Raw genomic sequence first — 23967 nt, 5'->3', positions numbered from 1 at the left:
TGTAGCTGCCCAGTCCATCACCCGAGAAATTCTCCCACCAGAACGGTGTTCGCTGCGCCGCGCAATGTCACCCTCTGGCCCGATAGCACCATCTCAACCAGCCCGGTACGGGGCGATGCCTGCAATCCGCGCAAGGTTTTGCGCCCAAGACGCTCACACCAATACGGGGCTAACAGACAATGTGCGGCGCCAGTAACCGGGTCTTCGGGGATTCCCAAGGTCGGCGCAAAAAAGCGTGAGACAAGGTCCAGCCCCTCTTCGTCACCACGCGCCGTGATAAGCAGTCCGCGATACGGCAAGGCCTGTATCTGCGCAAAATCGGGTTGAAATTGCCGGACTTCTTCGGCGCTGGCAAACACCACCAAGGCATCGTCGCGCCCGCGCCCCAGCCACTGTGCCTTGTCCTTCACGAGCTGTTGAACACTCGCAGCAGCTTCCGGAGAAAGCGGCTCGGGACGGTCCGCGGGAAAATCCAGCTTGATACCTTGGCCATCCCGCTTGGCAGTGAGTACGCCGCTGCGCGTATGGAACTCGATGCTGTCGTGATCACTGCCCCGCTGCCAGAGCGTGTGAGCGGCCGCAAGGGTGGCGTGTCCGCACAAATCCACCTCACAGCGGGGTGTGAACCAACGCAGCACCCATTCATTGCCTTGCAAGTGCCAGATGAATGCCGTCTCCGACAGATTCATTTCCGCCGCCACCCGCTGCATCCATTGCGCAGACTCTTTACCACTGATGAGACACACTGCAGCGGGGTTGCCGGTAAAGGGTCCGCAAACGAAGGCGTCAACGATGTATATAGGATGGGGCACGACTCTCTCCTGCTGTGTCACGACGCCACAATGTGCGTCACCGAAAGAACAAGAATAATGTCGCCCAAGAAATCGATACAGATTCAAAAATCGAATATTGTTACGATACAGATTCCAATCTATATAAATCTGTACCGATATAACATGGCCACAACTGTACTGGATACCCCGACAATGGAAACGCTATACCAACAAGTCGCCGACGAGCTGCAGCAAAGTATTGAGCGGGGTATCTACCAGCCGGGTGATCGACTGCCCGGCGTGCGCAGGCTCAGTAAGCAACGCAGTGTCAGCATTGCGACCGTGATTACCGCCTATCGCCACCTCGAAAACCTCGGCCTGATCGAAGCACGCAACCGCTCCGGCTATTATCTCCGCGACAGACCCCAGCCGTTGGCGAAGGAACCCCTGCCGACCGCGCCCCCCAACCAGCCCATGCTCGTGACCGGGCAGGCAGTGGTACTGAATATGGGCAAGGCCTCCCACGACCCATCGGTCATCCAGCTCGGCGCGGCTGTCCCCGACGCCTCATTTTTGCCGATCCGCGCGATTGAGCGCGCCATTACCCAGTCGGCGAGATATCACAAGAACACCGTAGCAGCCTACGAATTTCCGCCCGGCCTGCCGGAACTGCGCAGACAGATCGCCCGCCGTATGGCCGAAGCCGGATGCCGAGTCCACCCGGACGAAATCGTCATTACCAATGGCTGCCAAGAAGCCCTCTCTCTGGCCTTGCGCGCCGTTACCCGACCCGGCGATGTCGTCGCCGTGGAGTCCCCCACCTTCTACGGCCTGCTGCAGGTGATCGATAACCTCGGGCTAAAGGCGCTGGAAATCCCCACTCACCCGCGCACGGGCATCTCCCTCGAAGCCCTTGAACTCACCGTGGAACAGTGGCCTATCAAAGCCTGCGTGGTTACCCCCAATTTCAGCAACCCGCTGGGCAGCTGCATGCCCGACGAAAATAAAGCGGGGCTGGTCGCATTGCTGGATAAACACGGCATCAGCTTGGTGGAAGACGACGTCTACGGCGATCTCGGCTTTGGCAGTGCTCGACCCGGCAGCTGCAAATCCCTCTCCCCGAGCGGTGACATTCTCTACTGCGGATCTTTTTCCAAAACGCTGGCACCGGGACTGCGCATTGGCTGGATTGTACCCGGGCGCCATCAGCCACAGGTGGAATACATGAAGTACGTGCTCAACCTCGCCACCCCCACCATTCCCCAGCTGGCGGTCGCTGCGCTGCTGGAAGGCGGTCAGTACGAACGCCATCTGCGTAAGGTAAAACGCGACTACGCCCTCGCCGTTAGCCGCATGTCATCTAAGGTCATGGCGCTGTTTCCCGAGGGCACACGCATTACGCGCCCCGAAGGCGGATTCGTGATCTGGGTAGAACTGCCTGGCAACATCGACAGTCTGGAACTGGCGAAGCGGTCCATGAACCACGGCATCAGCATCGCCCCCGGCCCCATCTTTTCGGCCAGCCAGAAGTACCGGAACTGCATCCGCCTCTCCTGCGCCTGCCGCTGGGATGACAACACCATGAAGGCCCTGTCGACCTTGACGGCATTGCTCAGCCGACTTGAAACTGAGACAGCATAGAGGCATTCATTCAGATTTGCGTCGGCAACTGTGATGCATAACAGTAAGCAAGCCTTCGCCACTGTACCGACACAATAGTCGATAACTGCGCCTGTTTAGCCGGCTGGCAAGCACGCAGAATTTCCCCTGATGATCTATCGCAGGAAACGGAAATGAAACGCGAGCGCAGTCCAAAACGACAACCCAGATACCCCATCAAAGCTGCGACCCAGTGGCTGCCTTTTCTGCTGGCATTCCTGCTGCTTGTCACCGCTATTGTCGCCGACGCCAATAAGCTTCCGCGCCCCGATCAACCGTGGTGGTGGAATATTCATTAAAGGCAGTGATGGCGAGACGGATCGGGAAACGCCCCCCTCTCCTGTCGCCGATGTCACCGGGCATCTGAATACATGCGTTCCGGCTATCGTCTTGCCATGATCCTTCGCTCACGACAGTCACGCCTCATAAACAGCATCAAATGCTGCCAGTCAGTTGAAACGCCGCCCAATAATAGGGATGAGGATTCACCTGGCGGAAGATTCGACGCTGCGCGGTAGTCAAGGCTTCACCAATGTCCTGCTGCGATTGCTGTTGCAACTGGCGATAGAAATCCAGCATCAGTTGCTTAGTCGTTTCATCCGCCACCATCCACAGTGTAGAGACAACAGAGCTGGCACCGGCGTAAAGGAATCCGCGGGTCAGGCCAATCACGTCCCCCCCGTTTTTCACATCCCCTAATCCGGTCTCGCAAGCAGACAGCACAACCAGCTTAGCCGGCAGGCTCAAGTCGTACAGCTCTCCCACGGTGAGCACACCGTCATTACTGCCGTCGGCGGACAACAACAAACGCGAGGCCAGGGGCTGGCTGGCATCGAACTGACCATGAGAGGCAATATGCAACACGGAATAGCCCTCACCCAATTGCTTGATCCGTGTTTCCGTCGCCTGCTGACGCGTTACGACCTCAGCTTGGCTGAGCAATTGCCGCAGCGCCTTGACCTCCTGCTCTGCGCCGGGCAAATCAAGATCTGGGTTACCCAAGTCAGGATTGCCCAACGCAATCAGACGCTGACCTCTTACATCCCGCTGTTCCAATAAGGTCAGGACACTGGCGGCACTGAGAGCACGCAGTTGGTGACGCTGCAAAACAAACTGGCGTCCATCATGCAGCGCTGCAAAAGGCAAATAATGCAAGGCGCCATCCGCGACAAGGATCAACTTGCGCTGCTGTAGCTGACTCTGCATTGGGCGCAGTAAGCGGTCGTAAAGGGCTTGTGCCTCAAGCTGATAGCTCTCGTTATCGACGGCCATAAGCGCCTGACGAAAATCACCCACCGCCTGATCAACCTCGTCGACGGAAGCTTGAGGCAGTGGGTAACTTCTGACACCTTCGTGCGTTAACAGGAAGGCATGATAGTGATCCTTGAGTTTGTAATACTGGATCAGGGCTTCGTCGTCGCCGAGCCGCTGTTGGACCTCAGAGACACTGGGCGTCTCAGCACTAACCAGTGAACTCAACTGCGCGTTACTGGTTTCTATTTTTTTATATACTCGCTTGAGCGCTCTGGTCTTCTCGGCTTTCTGCTGCTCAGTGCCAATACCGGCCACCACGCTGGAATCAGCCTGAAGATCGCGCAGTTCCCGGTATAGCTGTTGCGCCTCAGATTGTCCTTCGGACTTGAATTCACGATTGGCCAGCATATCCACCAATGCGCGGGCCTTGGCTTTATCCGAGTATTCAAAGGCTGCGGCATAGCGTTGTTCGTCGACGAGAAAAGCGACGTAGTCCTGATATAACCGCTGTTTGTCACCCACAAAGGAAATTTTGTTGCCGTCCGTCGTCAGCGTACTGCGCTGCTCTTCAAGAGCGTCGATTGCCATACTGAACAAGCGGTCGGCCAGCTCGTTGTCCCCTTCCTGCTGAGCAATCAGCGCACGATCGTGAGCGGCCTTCCAGTAGAACGTGTTGTAACTGGCATCTTTTAGCTTCTCCAACAGCGAATCGTAGATTGCCTTGGCGTCTTCGCGCTGACCCAGTTCGAGTCTGGCTTTGGCAACCATATACAAATGAAGATGGCGGTTGCCGGCGAAGCGATTTGCGCCTGTTAGGTTAGCGTCCCCCGTTGATGCCTTGTTAACCAGTGCCGCGATACCCAGTGCCTGTATGTGCTGGAGAACCGAAGCCACTTTTTCGGAGGTCGTGTTTTCGCTTTCTTCACCGGTCAGCAGAGCAAGTGCCTCTGAGTAGCGGCGCTCAACAAACAGCATTTCGGCGCGACGCGTCACGTAGAGTTTTCTATCCTGATCCTGCCAATGCCCCTCGTTGTAGTGATTGTCGAGAGCCCGATAGTATCGTTCGCTGATAGCTGATTTACCGAGAGCAATCTGCGACATGCCAGCCGCATAACCCGCTGTCATCTGGCCGTACCAGAAATTAGGGTCTCTGCGCTTGTACCAGGTATCCTGCTTCAAATGTAAGTTTTCTATGACCTCGTCAGCCAGCGCGATAGCCTGACGATAATCGCCAATCAAAAAGTGGTAACGAGCCAGTAAAGCATCGCTGAAATAGCGGTGGGTCGTTTCGTCAAACTCCTCTGACATCCAGTCATATGGCTCTTGCTCGCGCAAAGCCGCCAGACATGTCCTCGCCTCTCGAAAATCACCAATCTCCATCAGGGCATCACAGGCATAGCGGAGATTTTTGGAGGACATCGCCTCAATGCTTCCCTGACTGTCCTCCAGCCACAGCTCTCGCAACTTGGCATTTTCGCCGTGCAAACTCGCCATTCGGTAGGTGTAGGTTGACGTCGAAAAATCATTCTGCGCGGATTTTATCTGGTAGGGATTGCAAGCCGAAACAAACAGCGCAGTTGCGACCAATCCAGCCAGTTTCAGATGGCGTTGTAATTTCAACATGATTCTCCTTAAGACGCTTCCAAACCCATTTTATAATGGTTATCTACATTGCGGGTTTTGCTTCCGTGGGGCCTCTCTACGAGGAGTGACTGTCGTCACGGCGGTTTCATTGCGAGGCTGGCAACAGGTTGGCCATGGGCGAATTTTTCCGTTCGTACGCCAACCGTAATTGGCATCACGACATTTGGCTAGCGTTCGGCGATCAATACCTAAGTACTATCATGACTAATTAGTACCATGATTAATTAGTACCATGACTAAGTAGTACCATGAAAAGTACCGTGCTAAAAATTCCCCTCTCTACCAACGTCTGAAGAAAGAAAAGGTCTCATCAGTTGCCACCCCGGCACGCCTTCGCCATGATTAGCTTCGCATTTCCGGCTTTCTTCCACGATGCAGACATAGATTATGACGCTATCGGTGCAGACACGACACCTCAACGCCCCTTCCTAGACGATGCTTATCACGAGCTATAGACTGCCGTATGACACTCCGTTCTGTTGAACAAGGTATTACAACAATCTACCGCGAGGAATCGCGGCGGGTGTTGGCCACCTTAATCCGTCTATTGCAAGGAAATTTTGACCTTGCAGAGGAAGCCATGCAAGACGCGTTTGTCGCGGCCCTTGCACAGTGGCAACGCGATGGCATTCCCGACAACCCCCGGGCCTGGCTAATCTCTACCGGGCGTTTCAAAGCTATCGACCGGATACGAAAAAGCAATCGTCAGGATCATCACCTGCAAGAGTTCGCCTACACCCTAGAGGCCGAATCTCCAACCGAACTACTGGTCGACGACGACACTATTGAGGATGACCGCCTGCGATTGATTTTTACCTGCTGTCACCCCGCGTTGGCAGTAGAGGCCCGGATCGGCCTGACGCTTAGGGAAGTATGCGGCATACCAACGGAGGCCATTGCCGCTGCCTTCCTGGTACCGGTACCGACACTGGCCCAAAGAATTGTGCGGGCAAAGAACAAAATCCGCGATGCAGCGATCCCCTACGAAGTTCCTGAACCCGAAGAGCTGGCTGCGCGGCTGGAGACGGTACTGGCGGTCATTTATCTCGTCTTCAACGAAGGCTATTCCGCCTCCAGTGGGGCCGCGTTAATCCGGCGGGATTTAACCGCCGAAGCAATACGTCTGGGCAGGCTGCTGTACGACTTGCTTCCCCACACCGAAGTGATCGGTCTGCTTTCCCTGATGTTGCTACACGATGCCCGTAGAGCCGGTCGCACCAATGTTAGTGGCGACTTAATTCCGCTAGAAGAGCAGGATCGCACACTGTGGAACAGAGAACAGATCCGCGAAGGCTGTGATCTGGTGGAACAGGCGCTCAGAACAGGGGCGCATGGTGTGTATAGCTTGCAGGCCGCTATCGCCGCCGTGCACGCCGAGGCGCCCACGGCAGCAGATACCGACTGGGCGGAAATCACCGGACTCTACGATGTTCTGTTGCGCATCAATCCTTCACCAGTCGTGGAACTTAACCGCGCCGCCGCGCTAGCCATGCGCGATGGGCCTGAGGCCGGCCTTCAAGCCATCGATAACATAATGAAACTCAAAGACTTAAAGCGCTATTACCTGTTACACGCTGCCCGGGCGGACCTGTTTCGCCGACTGGGACAGCCGCAGGATGCGATCCGCTGCTATCAGCAGGCACTAGACCTCACCCAGCAGGAACCGGAGCGACGCTTTCTGCAACAGCGCCTGAGCAAACTGCTACATAAATAATTAAAAAAAAATTTCTCGACGTTGTCGAAACGGCGGGTCAACCGACGACTACTGGGTAGCAACTGTTAATAACAACCCATAGCCAAGGAGATTCCTGCAATGAGCGGAATGATTTTCGTCAATCTACCCACTATCGACCTGAAAGCGTCAATCGCTTTCTATCAGGCCCTCGGCTTTGACAACAATCCGCAATTCACCGATGACACGGCCGCCTGCATGATATGGAGCGACACGATTAACGTCATGTTGCTCACCCACAATAAATGGCGCGAGTTCACCAGCCGCCCAATCCCACCCTCCACTAGCAGCGAAGTAATGCTCTGCGTGTCACTCAGCAGTCGCGAGGCCGTCGACAACATGAATGAAGCTGCGGCAGCCCAGGGCGGGACAGCGGACATCAATCCCACACAAGACCATGGATTTATGTATAGCCGCGCCTTCTCCGATCCAGACGGCCATATATGGGAAGCCATTTGGATGGCCCCTGAGGCAATCAACTCTGAGGAAAAAAATTCTTAATAAATTCGTCCTGACCTGTCGATTACAAGGGCACATCAACGACTACTTAGGACTTACTGGCACGGAGTGCCACCGACAACTCGAGGAGATGAATCATGAGCTATATCGATGGATTTCTTTTGGCTGTTCCCGAGGCCAATAAAGAGAAATTTATTCACCACGCTGAAACCGCCGACCCCATTTTCTTGGAATGGGGCGCCACCCGTGTTCTCGAATGCTGGGAAGACGACGTGCCCGACGGCAAAGTTACTGACTTTCGGCGAGCGGTACAGGTAGCAGAGGGCGAGGCTGTCGTATTTTCCTGGATCGAATGGCCAGATAAAGCCACCCGCGATGCGGGGATGGAAAAAATGATGGCAGCGATGGATACCGACCCGCGCGTTAACCCGGAGAGCAACCCCATGCCTTTTGATGGTATGCGTCTGATTTTCGGTGGCTTTACACCGGTGGTCACACTCGAAAAATAGTCATCGCTCATTCACTGGTACTCGCTGGAGAACCCTATGCGCAACCAACACGGCCAGTTTATTTGGTACGAATTATTAACCGACAACTGTGATGCGGCACTTTCTTTTTACCGTGCGATACTCGGCTGGCAGACAAGCGATAGCATTCAGCCGGGGATGGGCTACCGAATTCTCCGCGCCCACGATGAAGACAGTGGAGAATCTCACGATATCGCCGGTCTTATGGCGTTGTCCGACGACATGAAACGGGGCGGTGTCAGGCCCGTATGGTTGGGCTATATATGCGTGGACGATGTCGATCAATGCCTTACCCGCATTCTTGCCAATGGCGGACAACTGCAAATGCCGGCGACGAATATTCCGCAGGTCGGGCGTATCGCCATGGTGACCGACCCTGATGGTGCACCATTTTATGTAATGCGAGGCCTTAGTGATGAGGCCAGCTTGGCCTTTGCCTTCGACAAGCCCCGCGTCGGCCACTGCGCGTGGAATGAACTAGTCACCCCTGACCCCGAAGCAGCGAAAACCTTCTACTTCTCGGAGTTTGGCTGGAGTAAAGATGGCGAGCTGGATATGGGGCCGATGGGTCGCTACGAATTTATCCGTCACAACGGCGTAATCGGTGCCCTGATGCCTGCGCCTGAAGAAATGCCCATGCCCATGTGGCAATACTATTTTCGCTGCGCAGATATCGATGATGCTTGCGAGACTATCCTTCAAAACAAAGGGCAAATTCTGCACGGCCCCGATGAAATTCCCGGCGGAGATTTCACCGTCGCAGGTATCGACCCACAGGGGGCACGCTTTGCTCTCGTCGGCTCTAGGCGAGCGTAGTTAAGTAACCAAGCCTAGGAAGTGAACCTAAGAAAAGGAGAGCACACTATGCCCGAGCTGTTTGGTCATCCATTTTCATCCTATACGTGGAAAGCGCTGATCGCGCTGTATGAAAACGATACCCCTTTTACCTTTCAAATGATCGACCCCGATCATCAGGAAAATGTTCAACGTATTCTTACGCTGTCACCCCAGGGGAAATTTCCCGTGCTTATCGACGGCGAGCGTGAAATATGTGAATCCTCAATGATTATCGAGTACTTACAGCATTATTATCCCGGACAGGTAGCGCTATTACCCCCAGATAAAGAGCAAGCGATAACAGTACGTATGTTTGACCGATTCTTCGACAATTATGTGATGACGCCAACCCAACACATCGTTAACGATTTTATGCGTATCCCCTCTTATAGGGATACGCTGACGGTGAATTCAGCAAAGGCGATGCTGCAACAAACCTATGGCTGGCTGAACAAGCACCTCCAAAATACCCAATACGCCTGCGGAGATGCGTTCACTCTTGCCGATTGCGCCGCCGCGCCCTCATTGTTCTACGCCGACTGGGTGCATGAGATAGGCCAAGAACATACACATTTACGCCGTTACAGAACACGGCTTCTGACGAGACCAAGTGTTGAGCGCTGCGTCGATGAAGCGCGCCCCTATCGCTCACTGTTTCCACCCGGTGCTCCCAACCGAGACTAATGATCAACCATAAAAATATACGAGGTCTAAAATGAAATACTTATGTTTAGTGTATTACGACGAAAAGAAAATGCAGCAGCTCTCCCAGCAGGAATGGGACAAGCTCAATCGCGAATGCATCGCGTGCGTTGACGGGCTGACCCAAGGCGGCAATTTTCTCGACGGCGCGCCACTGCTATCGACCGACACCGCAACCACCCTGCGCATGCGTGATAACAAGCCATTAATTACCGATGGCCCCTTCGCAGAGACGAAAGAACAACTGGCCGGATTTTATATGCTTGAAGCCAGGGATATGAATGAGGCCATACGCCTAGCGGAAAAGATTCCTCCCGCGCGCTACGGCTGCGTGGAAATCCGCCCAGTGCGAGAGTTACTCGAGCAGGACAACAATCGTTAACGAATCGCCAGCAGTGTAAACAACAAGCTGCCAGGAGAAACTGATGTCAGACCAACCAGAAACCGGCACTGTCCGGCTGCACCGGGTACTGCCCGCCCCCGTAGAGAGAGTCTACAAAGCCTTTATCGACAAACAGGCACTGGAATACTGGCTGCCGCCATACGGGTTTACCGGCGTCATCGACAACATCGATGTCCGCGAAGGTGGCGGTTACCACATGTCCTTCACCAATTTTTCTACTGGCAGCAGCCATTCCTTCACGGTGGAGTATATCGAGCTGCTGCCTAAGCAACGCATTCGTCACACTGATCGTTTTGACGATGACGAGCTTCCCGGTGAAATACAGGTCACCATCAATTTCAAAGCGGTGTCATGCGGCACCGAGATACAGATCGTGCAGGCAGGCATTCCCTCACAGATCCCCGTCGAAAGCTGCTACCTTGGCTGGCAGGAGTCTCTAGCGCAACTCAGCAAGTTAGTTGGTCCCGAGATTCCTGACCACTCTTAAGGAATAAACTGGGCTCCGAAGGATGAATATTACTGCTCAAGCTTAAAACGCTATGATGGATGACAGAGGTTTGGGAAAGACCATGATTAACGTCAAAACTCAGCTTATGTTCCAAGGCAAGGCACAGGAAGCCATTGATCTTTACTCGTCGATTTTCAAAGAATTTAACGTTGGCACTATCGTGCACTACGGTGAGGGTGAGGAGATGTCAGCAGGTGCGTTTAAGCTGGCTGAGGCATCCTTCGCCGGCCACGACTTGCTTATTTTTAACAGCCCGCCAGTGCACGACTTTTCCTTCACGCCGTCCATGTCGATCGTTGTGGATTTCGATACCATCGAAGAACTTGAAACCGCATTTTCCAAACTGTCGGAGAAGGGACAGGTCATGATGCCACTGGATAACTATGGGTTCAGCAAACAATACGCGTGGGTTGCCGATCGTTTTGGCGTGTCCTGGCAGCTTAATCTTCCTCAGTAGATATAAAACTAGGCAAAACCGGAACGCAGAGCGGGCTTTTTCTCGACTCCCATAATCCCTATAGACGCGATGCCCGCTGCTCTGAAAAAGGCCCTAAGCAGGCCTTTGCGTATCCAGTACCGACGCTTGACTGGAACTGACAAGCGCGGTGGTGTCCGCCTTGCCAGTCAGCATACCGGCTACTCCCACTCTATTGTAAACAAGACATTTTTATCTTTTATATTCAATGGCTTATTTTCCTGCTAATTGGTAATACCATGAAAAATACCATGCTCAGAAAAGGCTTAACAATATTTTGAAAAATTGCCTACTGAGCGCTGCCGCACAGCTCCATAGGCCGCTTTCCTGGCTTTGCTTCCAGATGTATGCTCTTCTGCTCCTGCAGCTAATGGATCACCGCAAACAGGTTACTCGCCTGGGGATTCCCTTTCGACCCGAGCATCCGTATGAGACTCATGCTCGATTATTATTATTATAGAAGCCCCCATGAATAAATCGCTCATCATTTTCGGCATCGTCAACATAACCTCGGACAGTTTCTCCGATGGAGGCCGGTATCTGGCGCCAGACGCAGCCATTGCGCAGGCGCGTAAGCTGATGGCCGAGGGGGCAGATGTGATCGACCTCGGTCCGGCATCCAGCAATCCCGACGCCGCGCCTGTTTCGTCCGACACAGAAATCGCGCGTATCGCGCCGGTGCTGGACGCGCTCAAGGCAGATGGCATTCCCGTCTCGCTCGACAGTTATCAACCCGCGACGCAAGCCTATGCCTTGTCGCGTGGTGTGGCCTATCTCAATGATATTCGCGGTTTTCCAGACGCTGCGTTCTATCCGCAATTGGCGAAATCATCTGCCAAACTCGTCGTTATGCATTCGGTGCAAGACGGGCAGGCAGATCGGCGCGAGGCACCCGCTGGCGACATCATGGATCACATTGCGGCGTTCTTTGACGCGCGCATCGCGGCGCTGACGGGTGCCGGTATCAAACGCAACCGCCTTGTCCTTGATCCCGGCATGGGGTTTTTTCTGGGGGCTGCTCCCGAAACCTCGCTCTCGGTGCTGGCGCGGTTCGATGAATTGCGGCTGCGCTTCGATTTGCCGGTGCTTCTGTCTGTTTCGCGCAAATCCTTTCTGCGCGCGCTCACAGGCCGTGGTCCGGGGGATGTCGGGGCCGCGACACTCGCTGCAGAGCTTGCCGCCGCCGCAGGTGGAGCTGACTTCATCCGCACACACGAGCCGCGCCCCTTGCGCGACGGGCTGGCGGTATTGGCGGCGCTGAAAGAAACCGCAAGAATTCGTTAACTGCACATTCGGGATATTTCTCTATATTCGCGGTTCAGCAGGCATGTCCCCTTTGAGGGCGACCCGACGACAGGATAATCGACCTTATGGTGCGCAAATATTTCGGCACAGACGGTATTCGTGGCAAAGCCAACGAAGGCGCGATGACGGCGGAAACCGCCTTGCGCGTCGGCATGGCGGCTGGCCGTGTCTTTCGTCGCGGTGACCACCGCCATCGTGTCGTGATCGGCAAGGATACGCGCCTGTCGGGCTATATGCTTGAACCCGCGCTCACAGCCGGTTTCACCTCGATGGGCATGGACGTATTCCTTTTTGGCCCGCTGCCGACAACGTATAGGAAGAATAAACGCCCTTTTCACCCAAGTCCAACAGCTTTGGACCGCAGTTGACTCTTTCGACACCCCTGCGATGCAACCCAATCCGGCTGACGGGGAGCCAGCAACGCTGAAAATTTACCCTCCTCTTTCCCACTAGCGGCTCCTTTTCCGACAACCAGCACGGCGGATCCCTGCCGCGGCGCTGTGAACGCAGCATTTTGATTGGTATCGTTGGCCTTCAGGCTCGTCAGTCAAACAGACCCAGGAGCAGCTCAGCCGGTGGCGCCCGGCTTTCGGGTAACGCCCTGGTCCCGCTGGTTTCGGCTTTGTGCTTCAGGTGATCAAGGATCTGCTTGATCACTATAGGGTCTTCAATGCAGGCGATGACTTTCATGGCGCCGCCGCAGCCGCTGCAGGTCTCGATGTCGATATTGAAAACACGCTTGAGCCGTTGCGCCCATGTCATCGACGCTCGCCGTTGTGCTGGTGTTGCCGGTTCATCAGCCACCCTGACCTTGTTGCCCCTGCCCCGTTTTGCCGGCGTGACCAACGCCCGGTGCCGACTGTTGGGTGCGAACACCCCGTGGAAGCGGGTTAGGTTGACTCTGGGCTTCGGTACCAGGGCGGCCAGCCTTGCAATGAAATCCAATGGTTCGAAAATGACGTGCGTGGTGCCGTCCCGGTACGGCGTCTTGAGCTGGTAGCGCACGTTGCCGCCTCGTGTTAACGACAGCCGCTTCTCGGATACCGCCGGGCGGCTGATGTACCGGCACAGCCGTTCGAGCTTCTTGCGTTCATCGGCCCTGGCCGCCACGCCGGCGTGCAGGCTGGACCCGGCTACCTTGCCAATCCCGTCACCGAACGGATCACCACTGGTCGGCAGAGTTTGCAAAGTGAACACCTTTCGCCCCGCCTGTGAACCGACAGCGATACGGTAAGTGATCGAGTGCCCCAGCAGGGGTGTCATCGGGTCGTCATCCACCGCATCCGAGGCCAGATAGCTGTTTTCGACATCCCGTTCCAGCAGGCCTTGCCGTTCCAGATAGCGACCCACCCGGTGGGCGATGGTGTGCGTCAGCTGGGTGAGCTCTGGGCTGGTCGGCGCCTTGACCCAGCGGAAACGCGCTGAGCCGTGGGATTGCTCGACATACACACCGTCGAGAAACAGCATGTGGAAGTGAACATTCAGATTGAGCGCCGATCCAAAACGCTGGATCAGGGTGACCGCGCCCGTCTTGGCCACTTGGTGGGTATGGCCCGCTTTCTTGACCAGGTGCGTGGCAATGACGCGGTAAACGATGCCCAGCACCCACCCCATGATCTCGGGCCGGCTGGCAAACAGGAAACGCAGCTGAAACGGGAAGCTCAACACCCACTGACGCATGGGTTGTTCAGGCAGTACTTCATCAACCAGCAAGGCGGCACTTTCGGCCATCCGCCGCGCCCCACAGCTCGGGCAGAAACCGCGACGCTTACAGCTGAAAGCGACCAGGTGCTCGGCGTGGCAAGACTCGCAGCGAACCCGTAGAAAGCCATGCTCCAGCCGCCCGCATTGGAGAAATTCTTCAAATTCCCGTTGCACATAGCCCGGCAATTCCTTTCCCTGCTCTGCCATAAGCGCAGCGAATGCCGGGTAATACTCGTCAACGATCTGATAGAGAAGGGTTTGCTCGGGTCGGTGGCTCTGGTAACGACCAGTATCCCGATCCCGGCTGGCCGTCCTGGCCGCCACATGAGGCATGTTCCGCGTCCTTGCAATACTGTGTTTACATACAGTCTATCGCTTAGCGGAAAGTTCTTTTACCCTCAGCCGAAATGCCTGCCGTTGCTAGACATTGCCAGCCAGTGCCCGTCACTCCCACTCTATTATCAATATTCATAAAATTTTCATATAAATCAATAGATTAAGAAATCTAACTAATTAGATACCATGAAATATACCATGCTCATCACCTTACCTGGGACGCGCCGCTCAGGCGGCGTTCGACCTCTCCTTTCGATTGCTCACTGAGTCGGGCTTTCTTGGTGTGATGCAAGATGATACAATCTCGGGTTAATCGAAGTATCGTAACCTGACGCCATAGCGTCAGCCATTATTGGAGTCCTTGCCAGTGTAACTACCAGTCTCGCAGCGAGCCCGCTTTTTCAGATATCAATCTTCGCTCGCACGAGGCTGAACGTACGACTGGCTGCGCCTTGCAGGCCCCCATCGTCTGGGGCCGTTCTCTTTTTCGGGGCCGGGAAAAGGAGCATTCGCGCCTTCGGTTCGTTCCAGCCTGCGGTGAGCCCACACCCCGGAACAGAACTAATGATGAAATCTTTACGCCAGGACTGGCTATCCAATGTCCGGCACGACCTACTAGCGGGCATCGTTGTCGCGCTGGCCCTGATTCCCGAAGCGATTGCCTTCTCAATCATTGCAGGCGTTGACCCCAAAGTCGGCCTGTATGCCTCTTTCTGTATTGCCACCGTGATCGCCTTCGCAGGCGGGCGGCCCGGCATGATCTCGGCCGCCACCGGCGCGATGGCGCTGCTGATGGTCATGCTGGTCAAGGAGCACGGCTTGCAATACCTGCTGGCCGCCACGGTGCTGACTGGCGTGCTTCAGATCATTGCCGGCTGGCTCAAGCTCGGCGCGCTGATGCGCTTCGTTTCCCGGTCGGTCATCACCGGCTTCGTCAACGCGCTGGCCATCCTGATCTTCATGGCGCAATTGCCCGAGCTGACCAACGTCACTTGGCACGTCTATGCCATGACGGCGGCTGGCCTTGGGATCATCTACCTTTTCCCTTACGCCACCAAAGCGGTGCCTTCGCCTTTGGTTGCCATCGTAGCGCTGACGATTGTTGCCATTGTCCTGGGCATCGACATTCGGACTGTCGGCGATATGGGCCAGTTGCCCGATAGCCTGCCGATCTTCCTGCTGCCCGATGTGCCGCTGAACCTGGAAACCCTCGGGATCATCTTCCCTGTGTCGGCGACCCTTGCGGTCGTCGGCCTGCTCGAATCCATGATGACGGCTTCCATCGTCGATGACCTGACCGACTCCAACAGCAACAAGAACCGCGAGTGCGTGGGCCAAGGTGTGGCCAACATCGCCTCCGGCTTCCTGGGCGGCATGGCGGGTTGCGCCATGATCGGCCAGTCGGTTATCAACGTGAAGTCCGGTGGTCGAGGACGACTCTCCACGCTGGCCGCCGGCGTGTTTCTGTTGCTGATGGTCGTGTTCATCGGCGACTGGGTTTCCCGCATCCCAATGGCTGCATTGGTTGCGGTGATGATCATGGTCTCCATCGGCACCTTTAACTGGGCTTCAATCCGCGACCTGCGCAAGAACCCCAAAAGCTCCAGCGTCGTCATGCTGGCAACCGTGGCCGTGACCGTTAGCACGCATGACCTGGCGCAAGGCGTGCTGGTCGGCGTGTTGCTGTCGGGCTTCTTTTTCGCCCACAAAGTGGGCCAGATTCTCCGCGTAACTTCGCGCGCCGAGGACGAGGGGCGCACCCGCACTTACACCGTGACAGGGCAGGTGTTCTTCGCTTCGGCAGAACGCTTTGTCAACGCCTTCGATTACAAGGAAGTCATCGAGAAGGTGCGCATTGATGTGAGCCGCGCCCACTTTTGGGACATCACCGCCGTCAGCGCCTTGGACAAAGTGGTCATCAAGTTCCGGCGCGAGGCCGCCGAGGTGGAGATCATCGGACTGAACGAGGCCAGCACCACGATGGTGGACAAGTTCGCCGTGCATGACAAAGACGGTGCCGACGACATTTTGATGGGCCACTGAAAGGGGACACAATCATGAAAAACGAAAACAAAGTCTTGGCCTGCGTGGATCAATCCCGCTTTGCCTACTACGTGGCCGACTACGCCGCATGGGCGGCTCGACGCATGGACGCACCGCTGGAGTTCCTGCACATCATCGACCCCCATCCCGAGCAGGGATCGGGCGAAGACCTTAGCGGAGCCATCGGCGTCAACGCGCAAGAGGAACTGCTGGTCAAGTTGTCGGAAGAGGACGAGGCCCGTGCCAGAAATGCCCGCGAACAAGGTCGCATCTTCCTGAACCAACTGCGTGAGCGTGCCATCGCCGCCAGCGCTACATTGGTGGATGTTCGCCAGCGTCACGGCGAACTGGAAGAAACCTTGGTCGAGCAGGCCGAAGGCGTGCGCCTGTTGGTGCTAGGTCGCCGTGGAGAGTCCGCAGACACAACGCAACGGGATCTAGGGCGCAACGTGGAACGTGTCGTGCGGGCCTTGAACAGACCGATCCTGACTGTCACCGACGATTTTCACGAGCCGCAGCGCGTGATGATCGCCTTCGACGGTGGCATCGTCACCCGGCGCGGGGTGGAAATGGTCGCCGGCAGTCCGTTGTTTCGTGGCCTGCCGATCACGCTGCTGATGGCAGGCAAGGAACGCCAGGACGCACCCAAGCAGCTTGATTGGGCAAAAACCACCTTGGAGGCCGCAGGCTATGAAGTCACGGCCCTACTGACTCCTGGTGACGCGGAAACCGTGATTGCGACGGCAGTGAAGGAACAGGCCATCGACATGCTCATCATGGGCGCGTTCGGCCACTCACCGCTACGCAGCCTGTTGTTTGGGAGCAAGACCGCTGACCTGCTCCGCTCTTCGACCATTCCCACACTCTTGTTGCGGTAACAGCGCCGGGCGGCGGCCATCGTCGGAACCGGCGATGGCCGACCGGGGTCGCTGAGCTGGTCATGAAGAATCACGCACGCCTGACCTTTCGCGTTGGTGTCGGGCTATGGCCTCCACCACGGTTTCGCCCTCGCGTAGCCCGTACAACTCGCCGGAATTGGTAGTGGAGATGAACGCGGGCAGATCGGAACTTGGGCCATCATCGTCCAGGAAGGCAGGTTCATTGGTGTTCATTGACTTAACTCCGGAAGCAATATTACTGTTATATGAGACAATAAATAATAGTCGCTAAGGGTTTCAAGAGAGGTACAAGCATGAACAAGAAAGAAACCGAGGAGGCGATTGCAGATAGCCGTACCGTCACGGTTGGCCCGGTGCGCTATACGATGGCCGAGTTGCTGGCCGGCGCAGAAGCCTCCGGGGCTTACCCGCTACCGCCCGAGGAACGGGAATGGGTCGATGCTCCACCAGTAGGCCGAGAATGGCCCAATGATGAGAGGTAGAAAGGCGGCCACTGGCCGCCTTTCTACATTTGCGCATTTACTCAAAACGTCATTAGCCACATGCTTGACGCAGGGCTTTTATAGCCTCCTGAAAATCTGCCCTGGTCGCCCGGCCCGTTTCGGCCTGGTAGTACACCACCATAAAAGCATTAGCGACGGCTTCGGCCAATGGCCCAAGGCTCCGCGCTTCCGCTTGGTTGATGTACTCCAAAGAAGAAAGAATAGCCGCTGCTTGATGCACTGCTTGCCCTGGTTCGATAATATGTTGTGTTGTCATGATTCACCTCTCCAGTAGGTGTTGATTGAAAGTGCCGGGCTGGTTGTGGCCAGCCCGGTGCGCCTACAGGTACAGCCCAGCCGCCTCCGCGAATGCTGACCACTGATTACCGCCAAACTTGGCCTCGGTACTTACCGGCTTAGTCTCGATCTCTCTCATAGGGTCTGGCCGTGATACAAAAGCGGCTGTTTCTGCCTCTGCATCGACCTCGGTCGATTGATCGCCCAGCGGCGAAACAAATACCTGGCTGACTTCTTCCCTTGGCGTTTCATCCAAGGCCGCCAATGCGGCCATGTATGTTGATGTTGTCATCGTGCTAACTCCTGACTTCGTTACTATCTGGGCCAGAATCGCCACCCAAGCTATTGCCCTCGAACTGGCCAGATTGGCCTGCCTCTTTCGGCTCCATGCTTTCGCGTATCGAGGCAGCCAGTTTTCCGCCTGTGGTTTCGCCCACTCGCTGCTGGAATCCCTGCTGCATTTGAGAGCCGACGCCCTTGACCAACTCGGATGCCGTACCCGTGGCCAACTTCGCTGCCTTGGCAAATCCACCGACGGAACTAGACTCACCACCACCGGCGTCGCCGCCACCGAAACCGGCGGCTTGAGCAAATGGCGTGTCGCCGGTACCGGCTTCATCGCCGCTACCACCGTTGATAACTGACCCCATGCTGGACATGTCACCGCCGGTTTCCATACTCGCTGATGCTTTCTGAAAAGCCGCCTGGAGTGCACTTGCTCCTCCGGCAGCACCGGCAGCGGCACCCATAACGGCTTTACCTGCCAGGGCAGCGCCGCCAGTTGCCATACTGGCCGCCGTCACCGCTGCCCCAACTGCGGCACCCGCACCGAAGTTTCCAATTCCACCGGCTGCGCCTATACCACCACCAGACACAAGACCAGAAATCATCGGCGGAACTTTGTTGACCAGGAAAAGCAAGATGACCGATATAACCAACATCACGGCCAGTTCCTGGGATGCCAGGTTCTCGCTGATCTGCGTGTAGTAGTGATTGATGAACTCTTTGCCGATCGCAACCAGCAGCACCATTGCCATAAGCTGCGCGGCCAGGCCCAGCACGGTCTTGTAGTAATTGATCGCCATGTCGGAAGTCCAACGACTTCCACCAAAGCCAAGGAAGAACACACCGGCATACAACAGAATCCAGGCCGATGCGAGCAACAGCAACAAGTTGACCGCAATCAACGCCAGGACAAACAAAACAGCCAGGGCCATTAGCTCCATAACCAGAGCAGTTGCCATCTGCCGCCATCCCAGCTCCGAGGTCGCCTGTACCGTGCGGTTGTATAACTCGAAACCAAGATCAAGGATGCTGGAAGGCCCAAGATTGCTATTGGAAAGCCCCCCCGCCTGCGCGCCCAGGGTTTGCAATGACTGAACAATCGTACCGGCGATATTCATGCCCTGGTTCGCATTCGTCAGCAGCCACCAGAAAAAGCCGGTGAAGATCGTGAAGCGAACGAACTCTGCGAAGAACTCGCCAATGTCGGCCTTGCGCAAAGCCATCATGCCGAATGTCCAGACCATCGAAATCACAACCAACGTCCAGAACAAACGCGATGCAGCGGACTCAATAGCCGGCCCCCACGTTGCAGCAGCATCATGAAAACGCTTGAGCACATCATTCATAACACCGCTGCTACTAAGCTCCTGCGCCATTGCAGGCTCAGCCAGCACCACTGTGGTGACCATCATCAAGCCGCCTAAAGCAATTTTCTTTCTCAAGGCGACCACCTCAATAATCATCTTTAGGGCTGGGCTTGAACTCCCACTGACGCATCTGCTTGGACTTCTGGAATGCCCTGCATTCCTCGGTGAAAGCCGCTCGGTTCGCTTCGCTGCGCATTTCATTCAGTGCTGCCTGGAACGCATCAGGGGCACAAGTCGCCGCGTTTGGTTCGGGCATCCTTTCCTTTTCACATCCAGCCAACAACAGCACCGCAGCCGCAGTAGTAAATAAGATTTTTTTCATCTCACCGCCTCCCTAGTAGTTGTCTGCCGGACTCGGGCGAAACGTCCAGGTACGCATTTGCTCGGCCCTGGCATCGCCTCGCGCCTCAGCATCGAGTTCTGCTGCAATCCGGGCTGCTTCTGCATTGTGTTGGGCGGTCAACATGGTGCGAATCTGCAAGAGCTGATTGGCCTGCTGGCTGGCGAGCTGGTTGGCGTAGCCGATGGCCTGTAGCTGGCCAGTCGCACCCTGGGCTGCGCCTTGCAGCCGCTCCAGGGTACGGGCGTCATCCTTCAAAGCCTTTTGCTGGTCGGCCACGGTCTGAAACAGGGCATCGTTAGCCTTCTTTTGCGACTCTGACGCCAGGCGGCGGTTTTCAGCCATTGCAGCCCGCTCTGCATCCGTGCATCCACCGCTGCCGTTGAAGCATGGCGAGCTGCGGTAATAGGCCACGTCCTGAAACTTGGCCAGGTAACGATCCAGGCTGCCTAGCTGGTTCTCGTAATAGGCCAGCGTGTTTTGCGCGGTAATCAGCCGGTTGATCGTGGTCTGCGCCTGATCCCAGATATACGCGGCTGGGGCCATCGTGTTCTGGAGCTGATTTTCGTACTGCTGCAACTGGGTCTGATACTGCTCGATCTGCTTGAGCGTCTGCGCTACAGACTCGATAGCAGTCATGATGTTCTGGGTCAGGTTGCCGCCGTCAATGACGGGGATACCGGCCTGAACCGGTGGTATAGACACAGTGATGATACTGGCTGCCAGTGCGACGGATCGCAATGTCCAGCGGTTGAAAATCCGATTTTTTGAAGTTTGCATGGCTTGGCCTCCAATTACTAATGAATGCCTTATGGTGCCTAGCAATGCATCTTGATTCAGCCTAATAATTGGTCGAATAGGTTGACAAGAATTTAGCCGCTAAAGTCATGGTTCGGCTCTCGGCCGTACCACGGCTTTCATGACGCGCCCCATTTCGTCCTGGGTGGCCTCAATCCGGCCCAGCAGCGCCAAGATGGTCGCCTCGCCAAATTTCGCCGTCCGCACGTCATCGGTCAGCCAGAGTTTCAGCAGGCCGCCAAGTCGGCCAAGGTCGCCATTGATCCGGGCCAGCTCGCGCACGCGCTCGTAGTCGGTGATGCCCTTGACCTCATAGCCCTGGCCAACGGCCAACAGAAACGCAGACAGGCTCAAGCCTGCCGCTGCCGCGTTTTTTTCAATAAGCGCCCGCTCTTCGGGCAAGCAATACACCTTGATCGGCGTGCTGCCCTTGCGCGTGACGCGATTGCTTTCATCCATCGTTCAACCTCGCTTTCGTCTCTGCCGGCGGTAGCCGACCAGCCCCGCAGGGCAGGATTCCCGTTGAGTGCCCACGGCGCGAATAAGGGACAGTGAAGAAGGGCGACCCGCTTGCGGGTGGGCCTACTTCACCCATCCTGCCCGCATCCCAGCCACTATTGCAAATCTAGTGGATATCGAATGCGAGGCGTTTTATCGTCAAACAAATACCGATTCTTAGCAACATGCTCATAATCGCCAAAGAATCGGCATGTAATCGGCGTGGTCGCTTAATAATCGCTGTTAAATCGGCCTTAAATCGAAGTCCAGAATAGCTAGAAATCGAAAAACGCCGTTCGCCCCAACGGGGCGAGTTGGACGCCAAGAAGGAAGGCATAGCCCGCCCCTCAAGTGTCAATGAACACAAGAAATTCGCCTCCCCTCCCGTCATACCACTAAGGCGACGTATTGATACTTGAGGGGCAACCTTTTCGGATGTTGACACCTTCACGCAGGTTACTAGCGACGCGCATCCAGCACGCATGGTTCATTCCTGCTTGGTAATAATAAGAATAATAATCTTCTTATTATTCTTACCGAACGGATGGGCATCGCTTAGCCATTTCAATTTTTGAGATAAGGTTCGGTACAGATAACCCATAAGCACGCACAGCGGCCCTCCAGCGTTGTTAGACGCCGTTTCGGCTTCAGCGCATAGGTAAGACACCCCGCTTGCCTTCGTCTCTCACAAGGCGTTTTAGAAGCCACTGAATACATATTCTCTTCTTGGCGTTAAACCATCGGCCTATGGCCGATTGAGAAAGCCCGCCAGGGCTTTAGTGGCAAGGTCAGAACGCGCCCTCAAGGCGCGAGCTGCACCGCGCATGATGGATTATCTTTAGATAATCTTGGATCGATTTCTCAAACTCCCCGCAAAGCCTTGCCCCACCTGGGTTTTCCAGATCGGGACGGGTGGCGTTACGACGGTGAAAGGGTGACGTTACGACGGTAGGCGGGTGGTGTTACGACGGTGAACAGGTGCTGTTGCCGTGTGGCCAGGCCTCTTGATTTCCCATTTTCCCTTGGCGTACTCGTTTACTATCCAGCCCACGGCGGCAAGCTCGGCCAGTGCCTTGCGAGCGGTCTGGCGGCGTGTTTTAAGTGTGTTGGGGTTGGTGACTTCATCTGGCCATACATAGCCGCAAAGCGTGCCCAGCTCCACGCGCCCGGATTTGCCAGGGTCGATCCAGCCGCATAGCCGTTGGTGCATCAACCGTGCCGGGTCAGTCTGTAGCACCCGCACTTCCGCCATGTCGATACGGGCATATGGACGATGCCCCAGGATCGCTTCGGCAATGCGCGGATTCAGGGCAACCCATAGCCTACCGTCCGCTTCGTCAAAGGCGTGGCTCATCAGATGGAACGCGGCTTGCCGCCGGCCCTTCGTCACAAGAATGGTGACGTTCGACATGCGTAGCAGGCTAGCTTTGAGCGCCTTGATGTTGTCGCCGCTGTCCGTCATGCCCGTTTCTGAAAGCAGCTTAGTCAGACTCTCACGGACAACCAAGCCGTCTTGCTCAATGGCTTCGAAACGGGGCTCAAGGAATAGCCGTAGCTGCCGCCCGGTCTCACTGGTCGGTTCCGGGGTCAGCAAGATGCCGTTCGGCCCGCCAAGGGCCACGATGCCTTGCAGAAGGCGCATGTCATCGGCCCCAAGAGGTTCGAAACCAACGAAGCGCATGGATTCGTCTTCACCAAAGGTGTAGGTCACGTCCAGCTTGCCCCGTTTGCGCTCGCCACGCTTGAGGCTGCGAAATAGGCCAGGTGCCAAACAGTGCGCGGGATCATGTCGAACGTGGGTCAGGTCATGCTTAGGCTTCTTCACGCGACCTCCTTTTCACCTTGCACTGCCGCTCCAGTACAGCAGGCTTCAACACGCCGCCGTCGTGCCGTCTAAACCAGAGTTCTTGAAAAGGTGCGCCATAGTTGGCCTTGCTGACGCCAAAGCGGACAAAATACCCGCGCTGACAATCATCGACCCCCAATATCTCGGCCTCGCCTTGCGTCATGCCGGATAGGTACGATTGCCAACGGATGTTATCGACCAATACGGACGATCCACGACTGGCCTGCTGTTGATCGCCCGAACCCATCATGGCTGCGCTTTTGCTCGCGTGGTGCAGAAATACGATAGAACAACCTGTATCAGCGGCTATGGCCTCCATGCGCCCAATAACCTGCGCCATCGGCCCACTGGCGTTCTCCTCCTCGATGTGGAAACGTCGTAAGGTGTCCAGGATCATCAGGCGACGACCTTCAGCGGCTCGATTGAGAGCATCGAACCAGCTAGAAACCATGATATTGGGGCACTTACCGATCAAGGGTTCAATGAGCAAACCATCAGCCACGGCTTGCCGTTCTGCGGTACTGAGGTGCGCCCCAAGGGCGTGCAGACGATGGTGAATAGCCGACGGTGGATCTTCAGCGGGCAGATAGACCACTTGCCCCGTGGGAAACTCGCCTATTTCAAGCAAATCAGGCCCGCCGGCAATTTGCGCTGCCAATTGCAAAGCCAGCATGGATTTGCCAGCCCCACCAGGCGACACAAGAGCACCAACAGTACCCGCAACCATGTTAGGCAGAACGTAATCAATAGGCGGCGGCAATTCTGTGAAAGCCGCCATCAGGTCAAGAGCCATA

At 55.9% G+C, this 23967-nt stretch carries 27 protein-coding genes; 15 read left to right on the top strand and 12 right to left on the bottom strand.

All coding sequences use genetic code 11. From position 1 onward, the window contains the following. Window positions 1-17 precede the first annotated feature (17 nt). Complete coding sequence (locus tag G411_RS0116950) at window positions 18-812, bottom strand: PhzF family phenazine biosynthesis protein (protein ID WP_022960401.1); 795 nt, start codon at window positions 810-812, stop codon at window positions 18-20. Window positions 813-956: 144 nt separating this feature from the next. Between G411_RS0116950 and G411_RS0116945 the strand changes: the two genes are divergently transcribed. Next, complete coding sequence (locus G411_RS0116945; RefSeq protein ID WP_245542396.1) at window positions 957-2414, top strand: aminotransferase-like domain-containing protein; 1458 nt, start codon at window positions 957-959, stop codon at window positions 2412-2414. A gap of 152 nt (window positions 2415-2566) precedes the next feature. Beyond that, window positions 2567-2731 carry a hypothetical protein gene (locus G411_RS22215; RefSeq protein ID WP_022960399.1) on the top strand — a complete coding sequence of 55 codons (165 nt, stop codon included), beginning with the start codon at window positions 2567-2569 and terminating at the stop codon, window positions 2729-2731. Window positions 2732-2867: 136 nt separating this feature from the next. Here the strand turns inward: G411_RS22215 and G411_RS20990 are convergent, their stop codons facing one another. Beyond that, entirely contained in the window at window positions 2868-5309 is a 2442-nt protein-coding gene (locus G411_RS20990) for a CHAT domain-containing protein (RefSeq protein ID WP_022960398.1), read from the bottom strand. Between the two features lie 484 nt (window positions 5310-5793). On the opposite strand from G411_RS20990, the gene G411_RS0116930 reads away from it, so the two are divergent. The 10 genes from G411_RS0116930 to G411_RS0116885 all read left to right on the top strand — a co-directional run bounded on the left by G411_RS0116930 (window position 5794) and on the right by G411_RS0116885 (window position 12646). Then, entirely contained in the window at window positions 5794-7044 is a 1251-nt protein-coding gene (locus tag G411_RS0116930; RefSeq protein WP_022960397.1) for an RNA polymerase sigma factor, read from the top strand. Window positions 7045-7143: 99 nt separating this feature from the next. Then, on the top strand, window positions 7144-7563 hold the full coding sequence (locus G411_RS0116925) for a VOC family protein (RefSeq protein WP_022960396.1): 420 nt from the start codon (window positions 7144-7146) through the stop codon (window positions 7561-7563). Between the two features lie 95 nt (window positions 7564-7658). Continuing rightward, on the top strand, window positions 7659-8030 hold the full coding sequence (locus G411_RS0116920; protein ID WP_022960395.1) for a DUF1428 domain-containing protein: 372 nt from the start codon (window positions 7659-7661) through the stop codon (window positions 8028-8030). Window positions 8031-8066: 36 nt separating this feature from the next. Then, window positions 8067-8864, top strand: coding sequence for a VOC family protein (locus tag G411_RS0116915; protein WP_022960394.1), 798 nt, complete (start codon window positions 8067-8069; stop codon window positions 8862-8864). 48 nt (window positions 8865-8912) lie between these two features. After that, entirely contained in the window at window positions 8913-9569 is a 657-nt protein-coding gene (locus G411_RS0116910; protein WP_022960393.1) for a glutathione S-transferase family protein, read from the top strand. Window positions 9570-9600: 31 nt separating this feature from the next. Further along, the gene (locus G411_RS0116905) at window positions 9601-9969 is read left to right on the top strand and encodes a YciI family protein (protein WP_022960392.1); all 369 of its coding nucleotides are present in this window, start codon (window positions 9601-9603) and stop codon (window positions 9967-9969) included. Window positions 9970-10012: 43 nt separating this feature from the next. Beyond that, window positions 10013-10477 carry an SRPBCC family protein gene (locus G411_RS0116900; RefSeq protein ID WP_022960391.1) on the top strand — a complete coding sequence of 155 codons (465 nt, stop codon included), beginning with the start codon at window positions 10013-10015 and terminating at the stop codon, window positions 10475-10477. An 82-nt stretch (window positions 10478-10559) separates the two neighbouring features. Beyond that, window positions 10560-10955 (top strand): VOC family protein, encoded by a 396-nt coding sequence (locus tag G411_RS0116895; protein WP_022960390.1) that lies wholly within the window; start codon window positions 10560-10562, stop codon window positions 10953-10955. Between the two features lie 486 nt (window positions 10956-11441). Continuing rightward, window positions 11442-12257: a sulfonamide-resistant dihydropteroate synthase Sul2 gene (gene sul2, locus G411_RS0116890; RefSeq protein ID WP_001043260.1), complete on the top strand. Its 816-nt coding sequence runs from the start codon at window positions 11442-11444 to the stop codon at window positions 12255-12257. Window positions 12258-12343: 86 nt separating this feature from the next. Continuing rightward, the gene (locus G411_RS0116885; RefSeq protein WP_000251875.1) at window positions 12344-12646 is read left to right on the top strand and encodes a phosphoglucosamine mutase; all 303 of its coding nucleotides are present in this window, start codon (window positions 12344-12346) and stop codon (window positions 12644-12646) included. A gap of 175 nt (window positions 12647-12821) precedes the next feature. Here the strand turns inward: G411_RS0116885 and G411_RS0116880 are convergent, their stop codons facing one another. Then, window positions 12822-14315 (bottom strand): IS91-like element ISCR2 family transposase, encoded by a 1494-nt coding sequence (locus tag G411_RS0116880; RefSeq protein WP_001120888.1) that lies wholly within the window; start codon window positions 14313-14315, stop codon window positions 12822-12824. A 567-nt stretch (window positions 14316-14882) separates the two neighbouring features. Between G411_RS0116880 and G411_RS0116875 the strand changes: the two genes are divergently transcribed. Next, the gene (locus G411_RS0116875) at window positions 14883-16361 is read left to right on the top strand and encodes a SulP family inorganic anion transporter (protein WP_022960389.1); all 1479 of its coding nucleotides are present in this window, start codon (window positions 14883-14885) and stop codon (window positions 16359-16361) included. Window positions 16362-16375: 14 nt separating this feature from the next. Further along, window positions 16376-17239, top strand: a complete 864-nt coding sequence (locus G411_RS0116870) for a universal stress protein (protein WP_022960388.1) — start codon at window positions 16376-16378, stop codon at window positions 17237-17239. A gap of 60 nt (window positions 17240-17299) precedes the next feature. Here the strand turns inward: G411_RS0116870 and G411_RS22210 are convergent, their stop codons facing one another. Further along, on the bottom strand, window positions 17300-17473 hold the full coding sequence (locus G411_RS22210) for a hypothetical protein (protein WP_022960387.1): 174 nt from the start codon (window positions 17471-17473) through the stop codon (window positions 17300-17302). A gap of 80 nt (window positions 17474-17553) precedes the next feature. Here G411_RS22210 and G411_RS0116860 point away from each other — a divergent pair, with 80 nt between their 5' ends. Further along, on the top strand, window positions 17554-17742 hold the full coding sequence (locus G411_RS0116860; RefSeq protein ID WP_022960386.1) for a hypothetical protein: 189 nt from the start codon (window positions 17554-17556) through the stop codon (window positions 17740-17742). 52 nt (window positions 17743-17794) lie between these two features. Here G411_RS0116860 and G411_RS0116855 read toward each other — a convergent pair whose 3' ends face one another. From G411_RS0116855 to G411_RS0116815, 8 genes are all read right to left on the bottom strand, one after another. Beyond that, the gene (locus G411_RS0116855; RefSeq protein ID WP_022960385.1) at window positions 17795-18019 is read right to left on the bottom strand and encodes a type I toxin-antitoxin system ptaRNA1 family toxin; all 225 of its coding nucleotides are present in this window, start codon (window positions 18017-18019) and stop codon (window positions 17795-17797) included. Window positions 18020-18082: 63 nt separating this feature from the next. Beyond that, window positions 18083-18331: a hypothetical protein gene (locus tag G411_RS0116850; protein ID WP_022960384.1), complete on the bottom strand. Its 249-nt coding sequence runs from the start codon at window positions 18329-18331 to the stop codon at window positions 18083-18085. A gap of 4 nt (window positions 18332-18335) precedes the next feature. Beyond that, window positions 18336-19787, bottom strand: a complete 1452-nt coding sequence (gene trbL, locus G411_RS0116845; RefSeq protein WP_022960383.1) for a P-type conjugative transfer protein TrbL — start codon at window positions 19785-19787, stop codon at window positions 18336-18338. After that, window positions 19777-20013, bottom strand: a complete 237-nt coding sequence (gene trbK, locus G411_RS0116840) for an entry exclusion lipoprotein TrbK (RefSeq protein ID WP_022960382.1) — start codon at window positions 20011-20013, stop codon at window positions 19777-19779. Before trbK ends, trbL begins: the two co-directional genes overlap by 11 nt. 12 nt (window positions 20014-20025) lie before the next feature. Beyond that, window positions 20026-20811 carry a P-type conjugative transfer protein TrbJ gene (gene trbJ / locus G411_RS0116835; RefSeq protein WP_022960381.1) on the bottom strand — a complete coding sequence of 262 codons (786 nt, stop codon included), beginning with the start codon at window positions 20809-20811 and terminating at the stop codon, window positions 20026-20028. A 105-nt stretch (window positions 20812-20916) separates the two neighbouring features. Continuing rightward, window positions 20917-21288 carry a conjugal transfer transcriptional regulator TraJ gene (traJ, locus tag G411_RS0116830; protein ID WP_022960380.1) on the bottom strand — a complete coding sequence of 124 codons (372 nt, stop codon included), beginning with the start codon at window positions 21286-21288 and terminating at the stop codon, window positions 20917-20919. A gap of 979 nt (window positions 21289-22267) precedes the next feature. Next, window positions 22268-23152 carry a replication protein C, IncQ-type gene (gene repC / locus G411_RS0116820; protein ID WP_022960378.1) on the bottom strand — a complete coding sequence of 295 codons (885 nt, stop codon included), beginning with the start codon at window positions 23150-23152 and terminating at the stop codon, window positions 22268-22270. Beyond that, on the bottom strand, window positions 23139-23966 hold the full coding sequence (locus G411_RS0116815) for a helicase RepA family protein (protein WP_022960377.1): 828 nt from the start codon (window positions 23964-23966) through the stop codon (window positions 23139-23141). Before G411_RS0116815 ends, repC begins: the two co-directional genes overlap by 14 nt. Window position 23967: the final 1 nt, after the last annotated feature.

The organism is Spongiibacter tropicus DSM 19543 (assembly GCF_000420325.1).
Classification (GTDB): domain Bacteria; phylum Pseudomonadota; class Gammaproteobacteria; order Pseudomonadales; family Spongiibacteraceae; genus Spongiibacter; species Spongiibacter tropicus.
Note: the sequence above shows the minus strand (reverse complement) of the source record. Positions and strands in the feature narration are given on the sequence as shown.